At 70.8% G+C, this 14,063-nt stretch carries 13 protein-coding genes; 5 read left to right on the forward strand and 8 right to left on the reverse strand.

The genetic code is table 11. The features are described 5' to 3' along the window. Window positions 1–401 precede the first annotated feature (401 nt). The 4 genes from ACIHCX_RS04255 to ACIHCX_RS04270 all read left to right on the forward strand — a co-directional run bounded on the left by ACIHCX_RS04255 (window position 402) and on the right by ACIHCX_RS04270 (window position 3,021). The gene (locus tag ACIHCX_RS04255) at window positions 402–884 is read left to right on the forward strand and encodes a phage holin family protein (protein WP_400026612.1); all 483 of its coding nucleotides are present in this window, start codon (window positions 402–404) and stop codon (window positions 882–884) included. Then, window positions 881–1,360, forward strand: coding sequence for a DUF3618 domain-containing protein (locus tag ACIHCX_RS04260; RefSeq protein WP_400026364.1), 480 nt, complete (start codon window positions 881–883; stop codon window positions 1,358–1,360). Before ACIHCX_RS04255 ends, ACIHCX_RS04260 begins: the two co-directional genes overlap by 4 nt. 218 nt (window positions 1,361–1,578) lie before the next feature. Further along, window positions 1,579–2,211: an ArsR/SmtB family transcription factor gene (locus tag ACIHCX_RS04265; RefSeq protein ID WP_400026365.1), complete on the forward strand. Its 633-nt coding sequence runs from the start codon at window positions 1,579–1,581 to the stop codon at window positions 2,209–2,211. Between the two features lie 78 nt (window positions 2,212–2,289). Then, entirely contained in the window at window positions 2,290–3,021 is a 732-nt protein-coding gene (locus ACIHCX_RS04270; protein WP_400026367.1) for an SRPBCC domain-containing protein, read from the forward strand. 12 nt (window positions 3,022–3,033) lie between these two features. Here ACIHCX_RS04270 and ACIHCX_RS04275 read toward each other — a convergent pair whose 3' ends face one another. After that, on the reverse strand, window positions 3,034–4,863 hold the full coding sequence (locus tag ACIHCX_RS04275) for an endonuclease/exonuclease/phosphatase family protein (protein ID WP_400026369.1): 1,830 nt from the start codon (window positions 4,861–4,863) through the stop codon (window positions 3,034–3,036). Between the two features lie 304 nt (window positions 4,864–5,167). Between ACIHCX_RS04275 and ACIHCX_RS04280 the strand changes: the two genes are divergently transcribed. Then, window positions 5,168–6,595: a hypothetical protein gene (locus ACIHCX_RS04280; RefSeq protein ID WP_400026371.1), complete on the forward strand. Its 1,428-nt coding sequence runs from the start codon at window positions 5,168–5,170 to the stop codon at window positions 6,593–6,595. Window positions 6,596–6,928: 333 nt separating this feature from the next. On the opposite strand, the gene ACIHCX_RS04285 is transcribed toward ACIHCX_RS04280, so the two are convergent. From ACIHCX_RS04285 to ACIHCX_RS04315, 7 genes are all read right to left on the reverse strand, one after another. Then, window positions 6,929–7,513, reverse strand: coding sequence for a TerD family protein (locus tag ACIHCX_RS04285; protein ID WP_400026373.1), 585 nt, complete (start codon window positions 7,511–7,513; stop codon window positions 6,929–6,931). Window positions 7,514–7,560: 47 nt separating this feature from the next. Next, window positions 7,561–8,787 (reverse strand): TerD family protein, encoded by a 1,227-nt coding sequence (locus ACIHCX_RS04290; protein ID WP_400026613.1) that lies wholly within the window; start codon window positions 8,785–8,787, stop codon window positions 7,561–7,563. A 98-nt stretch (window positions 8,788–8,885) separates the two neighbouring features. Then, a complete protein-coding gene (locus tag ACIHCX_RS04295) occupies window positions 8,886–9,875 on the reverse strand; it encodes a zinc-dependent alcohol dehydrogenase family protein (RefSeq protein WP_400026375.1) in 990 nt (329 codons plus the stop codon). After that, on the reverse strand, window positions 9,872–10,735 hold the full coding sequence (locus ACIHCX_RS04300; protein WP_400026377.1) for a carbohydrate ABC transporter permease: 864 nt from the start codon (window positions 10,733–10,735) through the stop codon (window positions 9,872–9,874). Before ACIHCX_RS04300 ends, ACIHCX_RS04295 begins: the two co-directional genes overlap by 4 nt. Further along, window positions 10,735–11,679, reverse strand: a complete 945-nt coding sequence (locus ACIHCX_RS04305; RefSeq protein WP_400026379.1) for a carbohydrate ABC transporter permease — start codon at window positions 11,677–11,679, stop codon at window positions 10,735–10,737. The genes ACIHCX_RS04300 and ACIHCX_RS04305 overlap by 1 nt, the downstream gene beginning before the upstream one ends. Next, window positions 11,676–13,043 carry an ABC transporter substrate-binding protein gene (locus tag ACIHCX_RS04310; RefSeq protein WP_400026381.1) on the reverse strand — a complete coding sequence of 456 codons (1,368 nt, stop codon included), beginning with the start codon at window positions 13,041–13,043 and terminating at the stop codon, window positions 11,676–11,678. The genes ACIHCX_RS04305 and ACIHCX_RS04310 overlap by 4 nt, the downstream gene beginning before the upstream one ends. Window positions 13,044–13,157: 114 nt before the next feature. Next, window positions 13,158–13,928 (reverse strand): DeoR/GlpR family DNA-binding transcription regulator, encoded by a 771-nt coding sequence (locus ACIHCX_RS04315; protein WP_400026382.1) that lies wholly within the window; start codon window positions 13,926–13,928, stop codon window positions 13,158–13,160. Window positions 13,929–14,063 lie beyond the last annotated feature (135 nt).

A 14,063-nucleotide genomic window follows, 5' to 3' on the forward strand; every position in this document is an offset into this window, starting at 1 on the left:
TTGGGGGGCCCACTGGGGGGTTTCGCGGGCCCGGGGGGGGGCGGGGGGGGCGCGGGGGGGGGGGGGGGGGGGGGGGGGGGGGGGGGGGGGCCCCCGGCCCGCCCCCCCCCCCCCACGACGTTCGCCGCCCCCGGCCCGTCCAGCGGGCCCGAAGGGCTGGGAGTTCCCGAACTCGTCGCGGAGGCCGCTCTGTTGCAGGCGCGCCTGGACTGGTTGCAGACCCAGTTGGCCCGGCTCGGCGAGCGCGGGTCCGGTGGCCCTGGCCAGGGATAGGCGCAGGTGTCCCTGGGTACCCGGGTGGTCCGGACCGAGAGGAGGCGGACACCGTGACCGGGACGATCGATGTGAGGCCTACGCGCGACAAGCGCCGCCCAGCGCGAGACCGCTCGGCGGGCGACCGCATGGTGGATGAACGTTCACCTGTCGAACCTTCGGTGGCTGAGCGGTTCCCCGCCGAACCTTCTGTGGAGGAACGTCCGCAGGTCGAACCTTCGGTGGGTGAGCATTCGGTGGGCGAACTCGTCCATCGGGCCACCGAACAGCTTTCTCAGCTCGTACGGCAGGAACTGACCCTGGCCAAAATGGAGCTGACCGAGAAGGGGCGCCGCATGGGGCGCGGCGGCGAAATGCTCGGCGCGGCGGGAGCCCTCGGCTATGTCGGGCTGATCGTGCTCGCCGGCGCGGCCGCCGCCGCCCTCGCGCTGGTGCTGCCCGTGTGGGCCTCGGCGCTCATCATTGCGGGCTTGCTGTTCGTGATCGCGGGCGTGCTGGCCCTGGTCGGCCGCGCCCAGCTGCGCCGCGGCGCACGGCCCGTGCCGGAGGAGATGATCGGCAGTGTCAGGGCCGACGTCGAGGCGATCAAGGAAAGGGCGCACCACCGATGACGGACAGGACACAGGGTGGCGGCGGCTTCACCCCGCCCGCCGGGGCGAAGGGCCCCGATGAACTGAGGTATCAGATCGAGCAGACCAGGAGTCAGCTGGGCGACACGGTCCAGGAACTGGCCGCCAAGGCGGATGTCAAGGGTCGTGCGAGGGCCCGCGCGGCCGACCTGAAGGACAAGGCGGGCGCCATGACGGTCCAGCTGCGCAGCTCCGCGACGCAGGCCGGGCATGCCGTCCAGGAGAGGGCCACCCGAACCGGCCACCAGGCCCAGGAGAGGGCGAGCCGGGCCGGGCAGACGCTCCAGGAGCGGGCCCCGGTGAGCAACGCGGTCCAGGTGTACCGCCGCAATCCGCGCCCGTTGGTGCTCTCGCTCGTGGCAGGGTCGGCGCTGGTGGCGGCCGGGCTGCTGATCCGGCGCGGCCGGCAGGCGCGACAGGCGAGGCAGGCGCGGCGCTGGTGGCAGTCGGAGTGCTGATCCGGAGCGGCCGCCACCGCTGAGGTCGTCCGCTCCGGGAGTCGAGCATCGGGGCCACCGGGGCCCGGGGCCACCGGCTCATCCGAGGCCGCCCACACCCGAGAGGTGGGGGCGGCCTTTTCCTGCGCCGGTCCCGTGCCGACTGCGTCGGGGTGGCCGACCCGCCGAAAACTCGCCTCGTCTGGACAAAAAAAGTTTTCGGTGGAAGGGTGGGGCCCATGCTGGACGTCACCGTGATCGAGGACCCCGAGGCCGCAGCCGTCTCCCTGGACCCCACCAGGGCCAGGCTGCTCGCCGAACTGGCGGCCGGCCCGGCCTCCGCCGCCATGCTGGCCGGCACGGTCGGCCTGCCCCGGCAGAAGGTGAACTACCACCTCAAGACGCTGGAGCGGCACGGACTCGTCGAGCTGGCCGGTGAGCGCCGCAAGGGCAACGTCACCGAGCGGCTGATGCGCGCGACCGCCGCGTCGTACGTCATCTCCCCGCTGGCCCTGGCCTCCGTGCAGCCCGACCCGGACCGCTTCCGCGACCAGCTCTCCGCGCGCTGGCTGCTCGCCCTCGGCGCCCGGCTGGTGCGCGACGTCGGCTCGCTGATCACCGGCGCGGCCAGGGCCCGCAAGCGGCTGGCGACCTACGCGCTGGACGGCGAGGTCCGCTTCGCCTCGGCCGCCGACCGGGCCGCGTTCGTCGAGGAGCTGACGGCCGGCGTCACCGCCCTGGTCCGCAAGTACGACGCCCCGGACGCCGAGGGCGGACGCGACCACCGGATCGTCGTCGCCCTCCATCCCACGCTCAAGGAGCAGGCCACGTCCGCCGTGGAAGCGCCCGCCGTGGAGCCTGGCGCCCGCTAACCCCCCGACCGTCACCGAGCCCGACCGTCATTGAGTCCGACCGTCACCGAGTCCGACCGTCACCGAGCAGGAGCCGTCATGTCCAAGGAATTCGAGATCGTCCGTGAGTTTGAGGTCGACGCCACCCCGCAGGAGGTGTGGGAGGCGATCACGACCGGTACCGGTGGATATCTGTGGCCGATGGAGCCGCCGGAGCCCCGGGTGGGCGGCGCCGGACCCTTCGGGTCCACGGTCACCGCCTGGGACCCGCCGCACCGCTACACCAACCGCAGCGAGAACACGGGCATGCCGACCCAGTCGCTCAACCAGCTCGACCACACCGTCGAACCGCGCGACGGCGGCCGCCGCGCTTGGGTCCGGTACGTGCACAGCGGCATCTTCACCGACGACTGGGACAACCAGTACGACGGCGCGAACCGGCACACCGACTTCTATCTGCACACCCTGCGCGAGTACCTGACGCACTTCGCGCCGCGCCCGGCGGCCTTCGCGACCCTGGCCGGGCCGGAGGCGTCCACCGCCCCCGACGCCTTCACGGCCGTGGGCCGGGCCCTCGGGCTCACCGACGACACGGCCACGGGTGCGCGGGTGTCCGTCCGCGGGCCCCGGACGTTCGAGGCGGTACTCGACTACCGCAACCCGTACTTCATCGGGCTGCGCACCGACGGCGCCCTCGTTCGCCTCTTCGGCCGCAACCACTGGGGCGCCCCGGTCGGTGTCAGCGTCCACGACTTCGCGCCGGACGCCGACGCCAAGGCGACCGAAGCCGCCTGGCAGGGCTGGCTGAACGGGGTGTTCAGCCAGCCCTGAGCCACTACCCGGTTACGGGTGCAGACGGATCAGCTGCGGGTCGTGGTCGCTGATCTGGTCGTGGAACTCCGAGTTGATGTGCACGCTCTCGTACTCGAAGTTGCCGCCGCGCTTGAGCGCCGGGCTGATCAGGATCTGGTCCAGAACCTGCTCGTTGCCGTTGTAGTTGTAGGTGTAACGCTCGTTCTTGGGCAGCGACTTGATCGCCGACCACAGCTCGCCGTCGCCCTCGAGGATCTTCGCGGTGTCGGAGAACTCGAAGTCGTTCATGTCGCCGAGCGTGACGACGTCCGCGTTCTTGTCGATCTTCAGGATGTCCTTGACGAAGGTGTTCACCTCGGCGGCCTGAAGGTGGCGCTGGACCTCGGAGCTGCGCGGCGCGGGCTGGTACTGCGAGGTCAGGTCGAAGTCGCCGCCCTTGGAGGCGAAGTGGTTGGCGATCACGAAGACCGTCCGGCCACGGAAGGAGAACTCGCCGGCCAGCGGCTTGCGGCTGGTCTTCCACGCGGCGCTGGTCGGGTTGATCCGGCCCGGGGAAACCGTCAGGGCCGGCTTGTTGCCGTTCACCTTGGTGACACCGACGGCGGTGGTGGAGTCGCCGCCCGCGCGGTCGGTGAAGGAGACCCGCTCGGGGTTGAACAGGAACACCTGGCGGATGTTGCCGCCGGGCTCGCCGCCGTCCTGGTTGTTGACCGGGTTGATCGAGCGCCAGTCGTACTTCGGGCCGCCGGCCGCGACGATCGCGTCGGTCAGCTTCTTCATCGTCACGGACGCGTCGACCGTGCCGTCGTCGACGGCACCGTTGTTGTCCTGGATCTCCTCCAGGGACACGATGTCGGGCGACTGGAGGTTGTGCACGATCGCGGCGGCGTGCTCGTCGAAGGTGTTGTCGGACGGGTCGAGGTTCTCGACGTTGTAGGTGGCCACCGAGAGCTCGCCGGGCGTCTGCTTCTTGGCCGTCGCACGCTGCAGGCCACCGCTCTTGAGCGTGCCGAGCTCGTTGGCGACGATCGTGTAACCGCCGAACTGGTTGTAGTCCAGCGGGCCGGTGGTGGTGCCGGCGAGGGTGTCACCGACGTTCGCCTGGGGGAAGTCGGCGGCGTCGCCCAGCGTCTGGATCTGCACGCGGCCGGTGTTCGGGGTGTCGTAGGAGCCGTAGACCGTGCCGCCGTGGGGGCTGGGGTTCTCGCCCGGCTTCACCGTGACCCACATCTCGGCGTAGGCGTTGGAGGGGCCGACCACACGGGCGTCGGAGACCTGGACCCGCATGCCCTCCAGGGACTTGTAGTAGTCCAGGGCGTACTTCGACGGCTGCAGGGGCAGAGCGTTGATCGAGTTCTTCGCGGCGGGGTCGCCGGCCGGGGCGTACGCGGCCGGCACCGACTTCGCGTCGATCACTACCGGCGCCGGGAGCTTGTTGCCGCTGGACACGACCTTGACCGTCGGCTTGGTGATCTCGGTCACCGTCTGGTAGCCGGAGGCGGCGCCGCCCGGAGCGTACTGGGAGACCGTGCCGGAGACGGTGACGGAGTCGCCGACGGCGACCGTCGGGGTGGAGCTGGTGAAGACGAAGAGGCCCTCGCTGGTGGCCGGGTCGTTGTCCGGGTTCGGGTCCTGCAGCCAGAAGCCCTTGGAGGAACCGTAGGCGCGCACGGCGGTGACGATTCCGGGCACGTCCGTGACCTGCTGGTTGGCGTACTGCGATATCCGGGTCGTGCCCTGGATGTCGTGAATGTGCACGGTGTCGGCGTGCGCGGGGGAGGTGAGGACGATCGCGGAGGTCGCAGAGGCGACGACGGCGACGGACAGCGCGACGAGGCGCGTGCGGGACTTGCTGGGCAAGGGGGGATCCCTCCGGGGGTGTTGCGGATCGCCGGGACGAACGCCGGCGTGGAGCGCGGGTCGCGCGTGTGGACAGCGGTCGGCGGGCAGCGGTGTCGGCTGCCCGCCGCTTGTCTACGCGCGTAAAATCTGCTGTGGGATCACATCCGATGTCAAGGTCTCTGTCGTGTACGTCGGCTGACGGGAAAATGAACAGCACGGCATCGGTGGAAATCCGTCTAGGCTGGGCGGCAAGTCGTCAGGCTTCATGCCATGCGGGTGTCCGACCCACTGGGCAGCCAGGTGCGCTAGGAGAAACCAGCCGATGTCAGACAGGTCCTCGTTCCCGCCGGTGCGGCTCGCCTCCGAACCGGAGTTGGCCCGCGACGCGCTCGCCACACCCCTGCTGTCCCGCGCCGCGCGGCTCGCGCGCTGGGCCGGAGCCGGGACGCGGGTCGACGCCGACGGCGGGCTGGCGGAGGAGCAGCTGCCCGCCGCGGCCGAGGTGCTCGGCCTGAGCGGGGACGACGCGGCGGCCGGGGTGAGCGAGGCCTGGCGGGTCGCCCTGGACACCGGGCTCGTCCGGATCGAGGACGAGGACGAGGGCGCCGTCGCGCCCGGCCCCGACCTGGATCTGCTGACCGGCGGCTCGCCGCGCGACGTGCTCACGGTGTGGTCGAACGCCCTCGAGACCGTGCTGGCCGACGCGAGCGTGCCCGATCTGGACGCGCTGGTCGAAGCGGTGGGCCGGGGCGGCGCGGTCGACCTCTCCGGACTGGACTGGGATCCCGAGGCGGAGGGGGAGTTCCTCGACGGGGTGCTCGCCAACCTCTACCGGCTGACGGCCGACGCGGACGGGGCCGGCGGCGGTCCGGTGCCGCTCCCCGTGCTCGCCGCCTCCATGATCGTGCCCAGCGACATGGGGGAGCCCACCAACGACATACTGGAGCAGGTCTCCGAGGCGATGATGCGGCTGGACGACCAGTTCCGGCTGCTGGAGCCGACGGGCCTGGTCGTGTACCGGCCGGTGGACGAGGAGTTGATGGCGGAGGCCGAGAGCGAGCCGTCGACGCCGGTCGAGGAGGTGGACGTCGCCCGCTACGGCATGGTGCGGCTGACCCCGCTCGGACTGCACGGGCTGCGGACCCGGCTGCTGGAGGCCGGCTGCCGGGCGCCGGTGATCGGCGAGTTCGCGGACAAGGGGGCCGACGCGCTGCTCGACGGCACCGCCGGGTTTCCCCCCGCGGCCACGCACGCGGAGACCGAGCAGTGGCTGGCGAGCCGCGAACCGCTGTCCGCCGCCCGGGAACTGCTCGCCGCGGCGCGCGGCGCGGACGCGGGCGCGCCGCTGCGGCGGCTGCGCTGCCAGCAGGCCCTGTCCCTGGTCGGCGCCGAGGCCGAACCGGCGCTGCGGGAGGTGCTCGACGACGCCGAACTGGGCGGTCTTGCCCGGGTCTGGCTGACCGAGCGCGGCCTGGCCGACGTGCCGGCGCCGTCCCAGGCGATGATCTTCTGGCTGACCATCGACACGGTGGCCGCGCAACTGGCGGCCGAGGGCGACTCCGAGGAACTGCACGCCCTCGTCGAGGGGCTCGCCGAGCAGCACAGCGGCTTCTTCGCGGCGGCCTGGCGGGTGGACCATCCGCAGACGGCGGACGTGCTGGAGGCGATGGGCCGGCTGCACCCGGACAAGAAGACCGCCAAGGAAGCCCGCAAGGCGGCGTTCAAGGCCCGCTCCGCGCACGGCGGTTGAGACGCGGTTCCGTGCACGGGCTGCGCTGGGCGGCGCCGGAGGCGGGCGAACACGGCGCGCGCCCGGCGGCGCTCCGCGGGGCGGAGCGCACGGCCAGGCGGCCGACGGGCGCCGGTCAGCGCAGGGCCGACTGCGGCCTGGGGCCACTGGTCATGGATCGGCCGTGATCCGTGACCGCTGGTCTTGGGCCGACCGTGACCTGCGACCTCCGGTCATGGAGCGGCTGTGGCCTGTGATGACCGGTCGTGGTCCGTGACGGTCGGTCATGGGGCGGTTGTCCGAGGGCCGCGGCGCCGTGCGGGCCGCGGCCGTTCGGGAAGGTGCCGTGTCTCGTCATTTGCTGACGGCGAAGCGCATCAGGGCGTGCTCGTCGCCCTGCTTGATCTTCCCCGTCTCGTTGATCACCTCGAGCTTCCAGGAGCCGCCGACCCGCATGGCCTTGGCCAGGGCGCAGCCGTTGTCCTGGGTGAGCAGGCTCGGCCAGATGTCGGCGACCTGCTGCGAGGTGCCCCCGGTCGCGTCGTAGACCTTGAAGCTGATGTTGCGCGCCTTCTGGAAGGAGCTTCCCTTCTTGAACGCCGCGGCGATGAACACGATCGAGGTGATGTTCTGCGGTATCCGGGCGAACTCGACCGTCACCGTCTCGTCGTCGCCGTCGCCCCGGCCGGTCTGGTTGTCGCCGCTGTGCAGCAGCGAGCCGTTGCCCATGGGGTCCAGCGAGTCCAGGCCCGCCAGGCGTACCGGGTCGGCGCCCTGCATGGCGATGGCGATCAGGTCGAGGTCGGTGCCCATCTTGCGGCGGAGCATGCCCATGACCCCGCCGGAGGTGCCCCCGGTGGGGTCCCAGGACACACCGATGGACATGTGGGTCACACCGTCCAGGTCCGCCGGGCCGTCTTCTTTCGTCAGCGTGATCATGTGTGGTTCGTCCTCCGGTGAAATGACTTCGACAGGCGAATTCTGTCCTACAGCGCCTCGGCCGCGGGCTTCACCATGTTCCGTACGGTGCGGGCCTTGACGAAGTCGCCCAGGGCCGTCATCTCCCATTCGCCGGTGAACTGCCGGACGAGTTTGGCCATCATCACCCCGGTCTGCGGCTCGGCGTGGGTGAGGTCGAAGCGGACCAGCTCCTCCTCGGTGGTGGCGTCCACCAGACGGCAGTAGGCCTTGGCGACCTCGGTGAACTTCTGGCCCGAGAAGGAGTTCACGGTGAACACCAGACCGGTCACCTCCTTGGACAGACGCCCGAGGTCGACCACGATCACCTCGTCGTCGCCCGCGCCCTCGCCCGTGAGGTTGTCGCCGGAGTGCTTCACGGCGCCGTTCAGGATGGTGAGCTTGCCGAAGTAGCAGCTGTCGATGTGGTTGCGCTGCGGGCCGTAGGCGATGACGGAGGCGTCCAGGTCGATGTCGGCGCCGTGGTACGCCGGTTCCCAGCCGAGGCCCATCTTGACCCGGGCGAGCAGCGGGCGGCCGCCCTTGACCAGGGACACGGTCTGGTTCTTCTGGAGGCTGACCCGGCCCTTGTCCAGGTTGACCTTCCCGGTGCCGGGAGCGGGCACGGCGGCCGGCGGGACCGGAGGCGGCGGAGGAGCGGAGGTCGGGAACTGCGCGGCGGGCGCCGTGGGCGGCGGGGGCGGCGGGGTGAGCGGCCGCGGCGGGACGACCGGCTGCGGCGGGGCCGCCGGGGCGGGGGCCGGTTCCTCCACCGTCACGCCGAAGTCGGTGGCGATGCCCGCGAGTCCGTCGGCGTATCCCTGGCCGACGGCCCGCGCCTTCCACTGGCCGCCGCGCAGATAGATCTCCACGATCACCAGTGCCGTCTCGGCGCCGAGCCGCGGCGGGGTGAACGTGGCCAGCACCGAGCCGTCGTCCGCGTCGCGGACGGTGGCCGTGGGCTCGATGCCCTGGAAGGTCTGCCCGGCGGCGTCCGGGCTGGCGGTGACCACGATCTTCTCGATGCCCGGCGGCACCGCGGCGGTGTCCACGGTGATCGCGTCGGGCGCGCTGCCGCCGCCCGAACGGTAGGTGACGCCCGGCCCGGACGGCTGGTTGTAGAAGATGAAGTCGTCGTCCGAGCGCACCTTGCCGTCGGCGGTGAGCAGCAGGCCCGATACGTCCAGCCGCACCGGAGCGGCGACGTCCACCGTCACACGCGCGGCGGCCAGAGGGATGTTCGAGCCGGGGGTCATAGCTGTCATGTGGGAGGTAACGACCGAGGGCGCTTTGCCGTTCCCTTACCCGGCGAACGGGGGAACGCCCTCTCCGGCCCCGGGCCGGCCGGTCCTCGCTACGGCACGACCACGATCTTCCGACCGACCCCGGACGCGAACTGGTCCAGCGCTTGGGGGTACTCGTCGAGAGGCAGACGGTCGCTGATGAAGACATCGGGATCCAGCACCCCGTTGGCGAACAACTCGGCCGCCCGCTCGTAGCTGTGGAGTACGGCCATGGAACCGGTGATGGTCAGTTCCTGGTTGTAGATCCGGTACGGGTCGATCATCACCCGGGTCGCGTAGTCGGCCACCCCGAACTGGAGGAACGTGCCCGCCTTGGTCACCCGGTCCAGGCCGTCCTGGATCGCGGCCGCGTTGCCGGTCGCGTCGACCACCACGTCCCAGCCCTGCGGCCGGTCCAGCTCGTCCGCGTTCGCCGCGGACGCCGACACGCCCAGCTGCCGGGCCGTCTCCAGACGGGCCGGGTTCACGTCGACCACGTCCACGCTGGCCGCGCCGGTCCGCTTGGCCAGCTCCAGCATCATCAGGCCCATGGTCCCGGAGCCGTAGATCAGCACGTGCGCGCCCAGGCGGGAGCGCAGCACGTCGTAGCCGCGGACGGCGCACGACAGCGGCTCGATCAGGGCCGCGTCCTCGGTGCGGACGTGTTCGGGCAGTTTGACGCAGTTGGCGACCGGGGCCACGGCGTACTGGGCGGCGCCGCCCGCGGTGGTCACGCCGATCGCGGCCCACCGCTCGCACAGGTTGTTGTGCCCGTCGCGGCAGTAGCGGCACTCGTAGCAGTACAGCGACGGGTCGACCGCCACCCGGTCGCCGACCGACACCTCCGTGACCTGCGTGCCGACCGCGGCCACCTCGCCGGCGAACTCGTGCCCGGGCACGATCGGCAGCTTGGGCGCGAACTCGCCCTGGAGGATGTGCAGATCGGTGCCGCACAGCCCGCAGGCCGCCACCTCGACGACCACCTCGCGCGGTCCCGGCGTCGGGTCGGGGACCTCGGTGACGACGGCGCGGCCCACGGACTCGATGACGGCGGCCTTCATTTGACGGCTCCCAACGACAGGCCCTGGACCAGTTTGTCCTGGGCGGCGAACCCCGCGGCGAGTACCGGCAGGGAGATGACGAGCGACGCGGCGCACACCTTGGCCAGGAACAGGCCCTGGCTGGTGATGAAGGTGGTGAGGAAGACGGGGGCGGTCTCGGCGACCACACCCGTGAGGACCCGCGCGAACATCAGCTCGTTCCAGCTGAAGATGAAGCAGATCAGGGCGGTCGCCGCGATGCCGGGCAGGGCGATCGGGGCGACCACGCGGCCCAGCACGGTCGGTAGTCGGGCGCCGTCGATCTGGGCTGCCTCGATGATCGCGACCGGGACCTCGGACAGGAAGGACTGCATCATCCAGACCGCGATCGGCAGGTTCATGGCCGTGTAGAGGATGACCAGTGCCCAGATGTTGTCGAGCAGGCCGGTGTTCTTCGCGAACAGGTAGATCGGCAGCAGGCCGGCCACCAGGGGCAGCATCTTGGTGGACAGGAAGAAGAACAGGACGTCGGTCCACTTCTTCACCGGCCGGATGGACAGCGCGTACGCGGCGGGCAGCGCGAGGAGGAGGGTCAGCAGGGTGGAGACCAGCGAGGCGGTCATGGAGTTGATCAGCGCGGGCCAGGGACTGGCCCCGCCGGTCAGCCCGAAGAACTGCCGGTAGCCGTCCAGCGTCAGCGCGGCGGCCACCGACGGCGGGTTGGTCGCCGCGTCCGCCTCGGAGTGGAAGGACGTCAGGACCATCCAGAGCAGGGGCAGCACGAACACGAGTCCGGCCAGCCAGGCGACGACGCCCAGGGCCGCCCCCCGGAACCGGCCGCGCGGGTTGCCGTACCGCGGGGTGGTGGCGACGGTGGCCATCAGCGGGACACCTCCTCACGGAACAGCGACGACACCACGCGCAGCGCGAAGGTCGCCAGGATGATCGAGCCGATCACGACGACGACGCCGGCCGCGGAGGCGAGCCCGTTCTCGTGCGCCTGGTAGAAGGTCTGGTAGATCGTGTACGGCAGGTTCGCGGTGCCCAGGCCGCCGGAGGTGATGGTGAACACCGCGTCGAAGTTCTGCACGATGTAGATCGAGCCGAGCAGCACGCCGAGTTCGAGGTAGCGGCGCAGATGCGGCAGGGTGATGTGCACGAAGATCTGCCAGTTGCTCGCACCGTCCATCCTGGCCGCCTCGAGCAGTTGTGAGTCGCGGCTCTGCAGCCCGGCCAGCAGGATCAGCATCATGAACGGGGTCCACTGCCAGATCAGCGCGGCCTCCACCGCCATCAGCGGCATGTCGGAGATCCAGTCCGGCTGGACCGCCCCGTTCCCGCCGACGGCGTGCAGGATGCCGTTGAACAGCCCGTACTCCGGGTTGAACAGCAGGTGCTTCCACATCAGCGCGGCGGCGATCGGCACCAGCAGGAACGGCGCGATGAGCATGGTGCGCACGGCGGCCCGGCCGCGGAAGCGACGGTCGAGGAGCAGCGCGAGCAGCAGGCCGAGCAGCAGGCTGACCAGCACCACGGTGACGGTCAGCAGGATGGTCGTCCACACCGAACTGCGCAGCTCGGGGTCGCTCAGCACCTTGCCGTAGTTGGCGAATCCGGCGAAGCGGCGCCGGTCGGGGTAGAGCGCGTTCCAGTCGAGGAACGAGATCACCAGGGTGGCCACGAAGGGCAGCTGGGTGACGACGATCATGAAGACCAGCGCCGGCAGCAGGGGAGCCCGGGTGACCCAGGCGCGCATGCGGTTCGGGCGCCGGGCCGCCGGCCGTCCGGGGACGGCGGCGGCGCGGGCCGGTGACGTCAGGGTCATGATCCCTCGTACTTCGCGGCGACTGCCTCGGCGAGCTTCTGGGACTTCGTCAGAGCGCTGTCCACCGACTGGCGTCCGGCGATGGCGGAGCTGATCTCCTGGGAGACCTTGGTGCCCAGGTCGGTGAACTCGGGGATGCCGACGAACTGGATGCCGGGCGCGGGCCGGGGCTGCACGCCCGGGTCCTCGGGCTTGGCGTTCGCGATGGCGTCCCGGGTGACGTCCGCGAACGCGGCGGCCTCCTTGCGGTACTGCGGGATGTCGTAGGTCGAGGCGCGCTTGCCGGCCGGGACGTTGGACCAGCCGGCGTTCTCGCCGGCGAGCTTCTCGTAGTCCTTGCCGGAGGCCCAGGAGATGAACTTCCAGGCGTTCTCGGAGTTCTTGGACGCCTTCTGGATGCCCCACGCCCAGGTGTAGAGCCAGCCGGAGCCGTCGGTCTTCTCGACCGGGGCGGGGGCGTAGCCGATCTTGCCCTTGACCGGGGAGCCGTCGGCCTCCAGGGAGCCGGCTCCGGCGGTGGCGTCGTACCACATGGCCGTCTTGCCCTGGGTCATGTTGTTCAGGCACTCGGCGTAGCCGGACTGGGCGGCACCGGCCTCGCCGTGCTTGCGGACCAGGTCGACGTAGAACTGGGTGGCCTCCTTGAACTCCTTGGAGTCCAGCCGGGCCTTCCAGTCCTTGTCGAACCAGGTGCCGCCGTAGGTGTTGACCACCGTGGTCAGCGGCGCGATGACCTCGCCCCAGCCGGGCAGGCCGCGCAGGCAGATGCCCTTCATGCCGGGCGTCGAGCCGTCGATCTTGGCGGCCAGCTCGGCGACCTGCTTCCAGGTGGGCTTCTCCGGCATGGAGAGCCCCTCCTTCTCCAGGACGTCCTTGCGGTACATCAGGAAGGAGGACTCGCCGTAGAACGGCTCGCCGTACAGCTTGCCGTCGTCCGCGGTGAGCGCCTTGGTCATGGGCGGGAGGATGTCGCCCTGGTCGAAGGCGGTGTCCTTCTTGACGTGGTCGTCCAGGGGGTGCAGCCACCCGTTCTTGGCGTAGATCGGGATCTCGTAGTTGCTCAGGGTGGCGACGTCGTACTGCCCGGCCTGGTTGGCGAAGTCCTGACTGATCTTGTCGCGGACGTCGTTCTCCGGCAGGACGGTGAAGTTCACCTTGATGCCGGTGTCCTTGGTGAAGTGGGCGGCGGTCAGCTTCTGCAGCTCCACCATCTGCGGATTGTTCACCATCAGGACGTTGACGGAGCTGCCGCCGGCGGATCCGGATCCGCCGGCGCCCGAGCAGGCGGCGAGCGGAGCGATCAGCGTCCCTACCGCCGCCACGGCGAAGAGGGTCCGTGGCGAGCGTCGGCTCTGGGTTCGCATGGGTACTCCAGGAGATGTTGACACTGAGGGGGACTTGTGGGGGGACGAGGACGCCTCGCGGGGCGGGTGGGGGGTGAGGCTGTGCGGGGTACGGGGTACGGGGCGGCTCGGCGGTCAGACCCGGATGACCTGCGGCCCGAGCAGGGAGTAGCGGTGTGCCTCGGTTGCCGGGAGCAGCGTGCTCGTCACGATCGCCTCCAGCGCACCGACTTCGGCGAACCGGCAGAAGCTGACCGCCCCGAACTTGGTGTGGACGCCCGCGAACACCACCCGGCGCGCGGCCCTGACCGCCTGTGCCTTCACCTCGCTGACCGCCGGGTCGGGTGTGGTCAGACCGTGTTCGCGGGAGATGCCGTTGGCGCCGATGAACGCCAGGTCGATGACGAAACCGGACAGCATTCTCGTCGTCCAGTGGTCCACGGTGGCGAGGGTGCCGGAGCGGACCCGGCCGCCGAGCAGCAGCACGGAGATGGTGCCGGTCTCGGCGAGCGCGCCCGCGACCGGCAGGGAGGCGGTGACCACGGTCAGCGCGCGGTCCCGGGGCAGGGCCTCGGCGATGAGCTGCGGGGTGAAGCCCTCGTCGACGAAGACCGTTTCGGCGTCCCCGAGCAGTTCGGCGGCGGCGGTCGCCACCCGGCGCTTCTCGGGTACGTGGCTGGTGGCGCGGAAGGCCAGGGTGGTCTCGAAGCCGGCGCTCTCCACGGGGTAGGCGCCTCCGTGGGTGCGGCGCACCAGACCGTGGTCCTCCAGGGACCGCAGGTCCCGCCGTACGGTCTCCTTGGCCACGCCCAGGTCGGTGGCGAGCGCGGTGACGTCGACCGATCCGGACGCACGCGCCAACCGCACGATCTCGCGCTGGCGTTCCTCGGCCGTCCCGTGGCTCATGGGTCGACCACCCGCTTCCTGGTTTCGATGCCCGTTCGGGCCCGGTGTGGCCCTTGCCGGATGTTCTACAGCGGGTGCGCGGTTCTGACCAGGCTTGTTTTGAGTTTGCTCCTGCCCGTTTGCGCCCGTTCGGCT

The organism is Streptomyces sp. NPDC052043 (assembly GCF_044548235.1).
Lineage (GTDB): Bacteria > Actinomycetota > Actinomycetes > Streptomycetales > Streptomycetaceae > Streptomyces.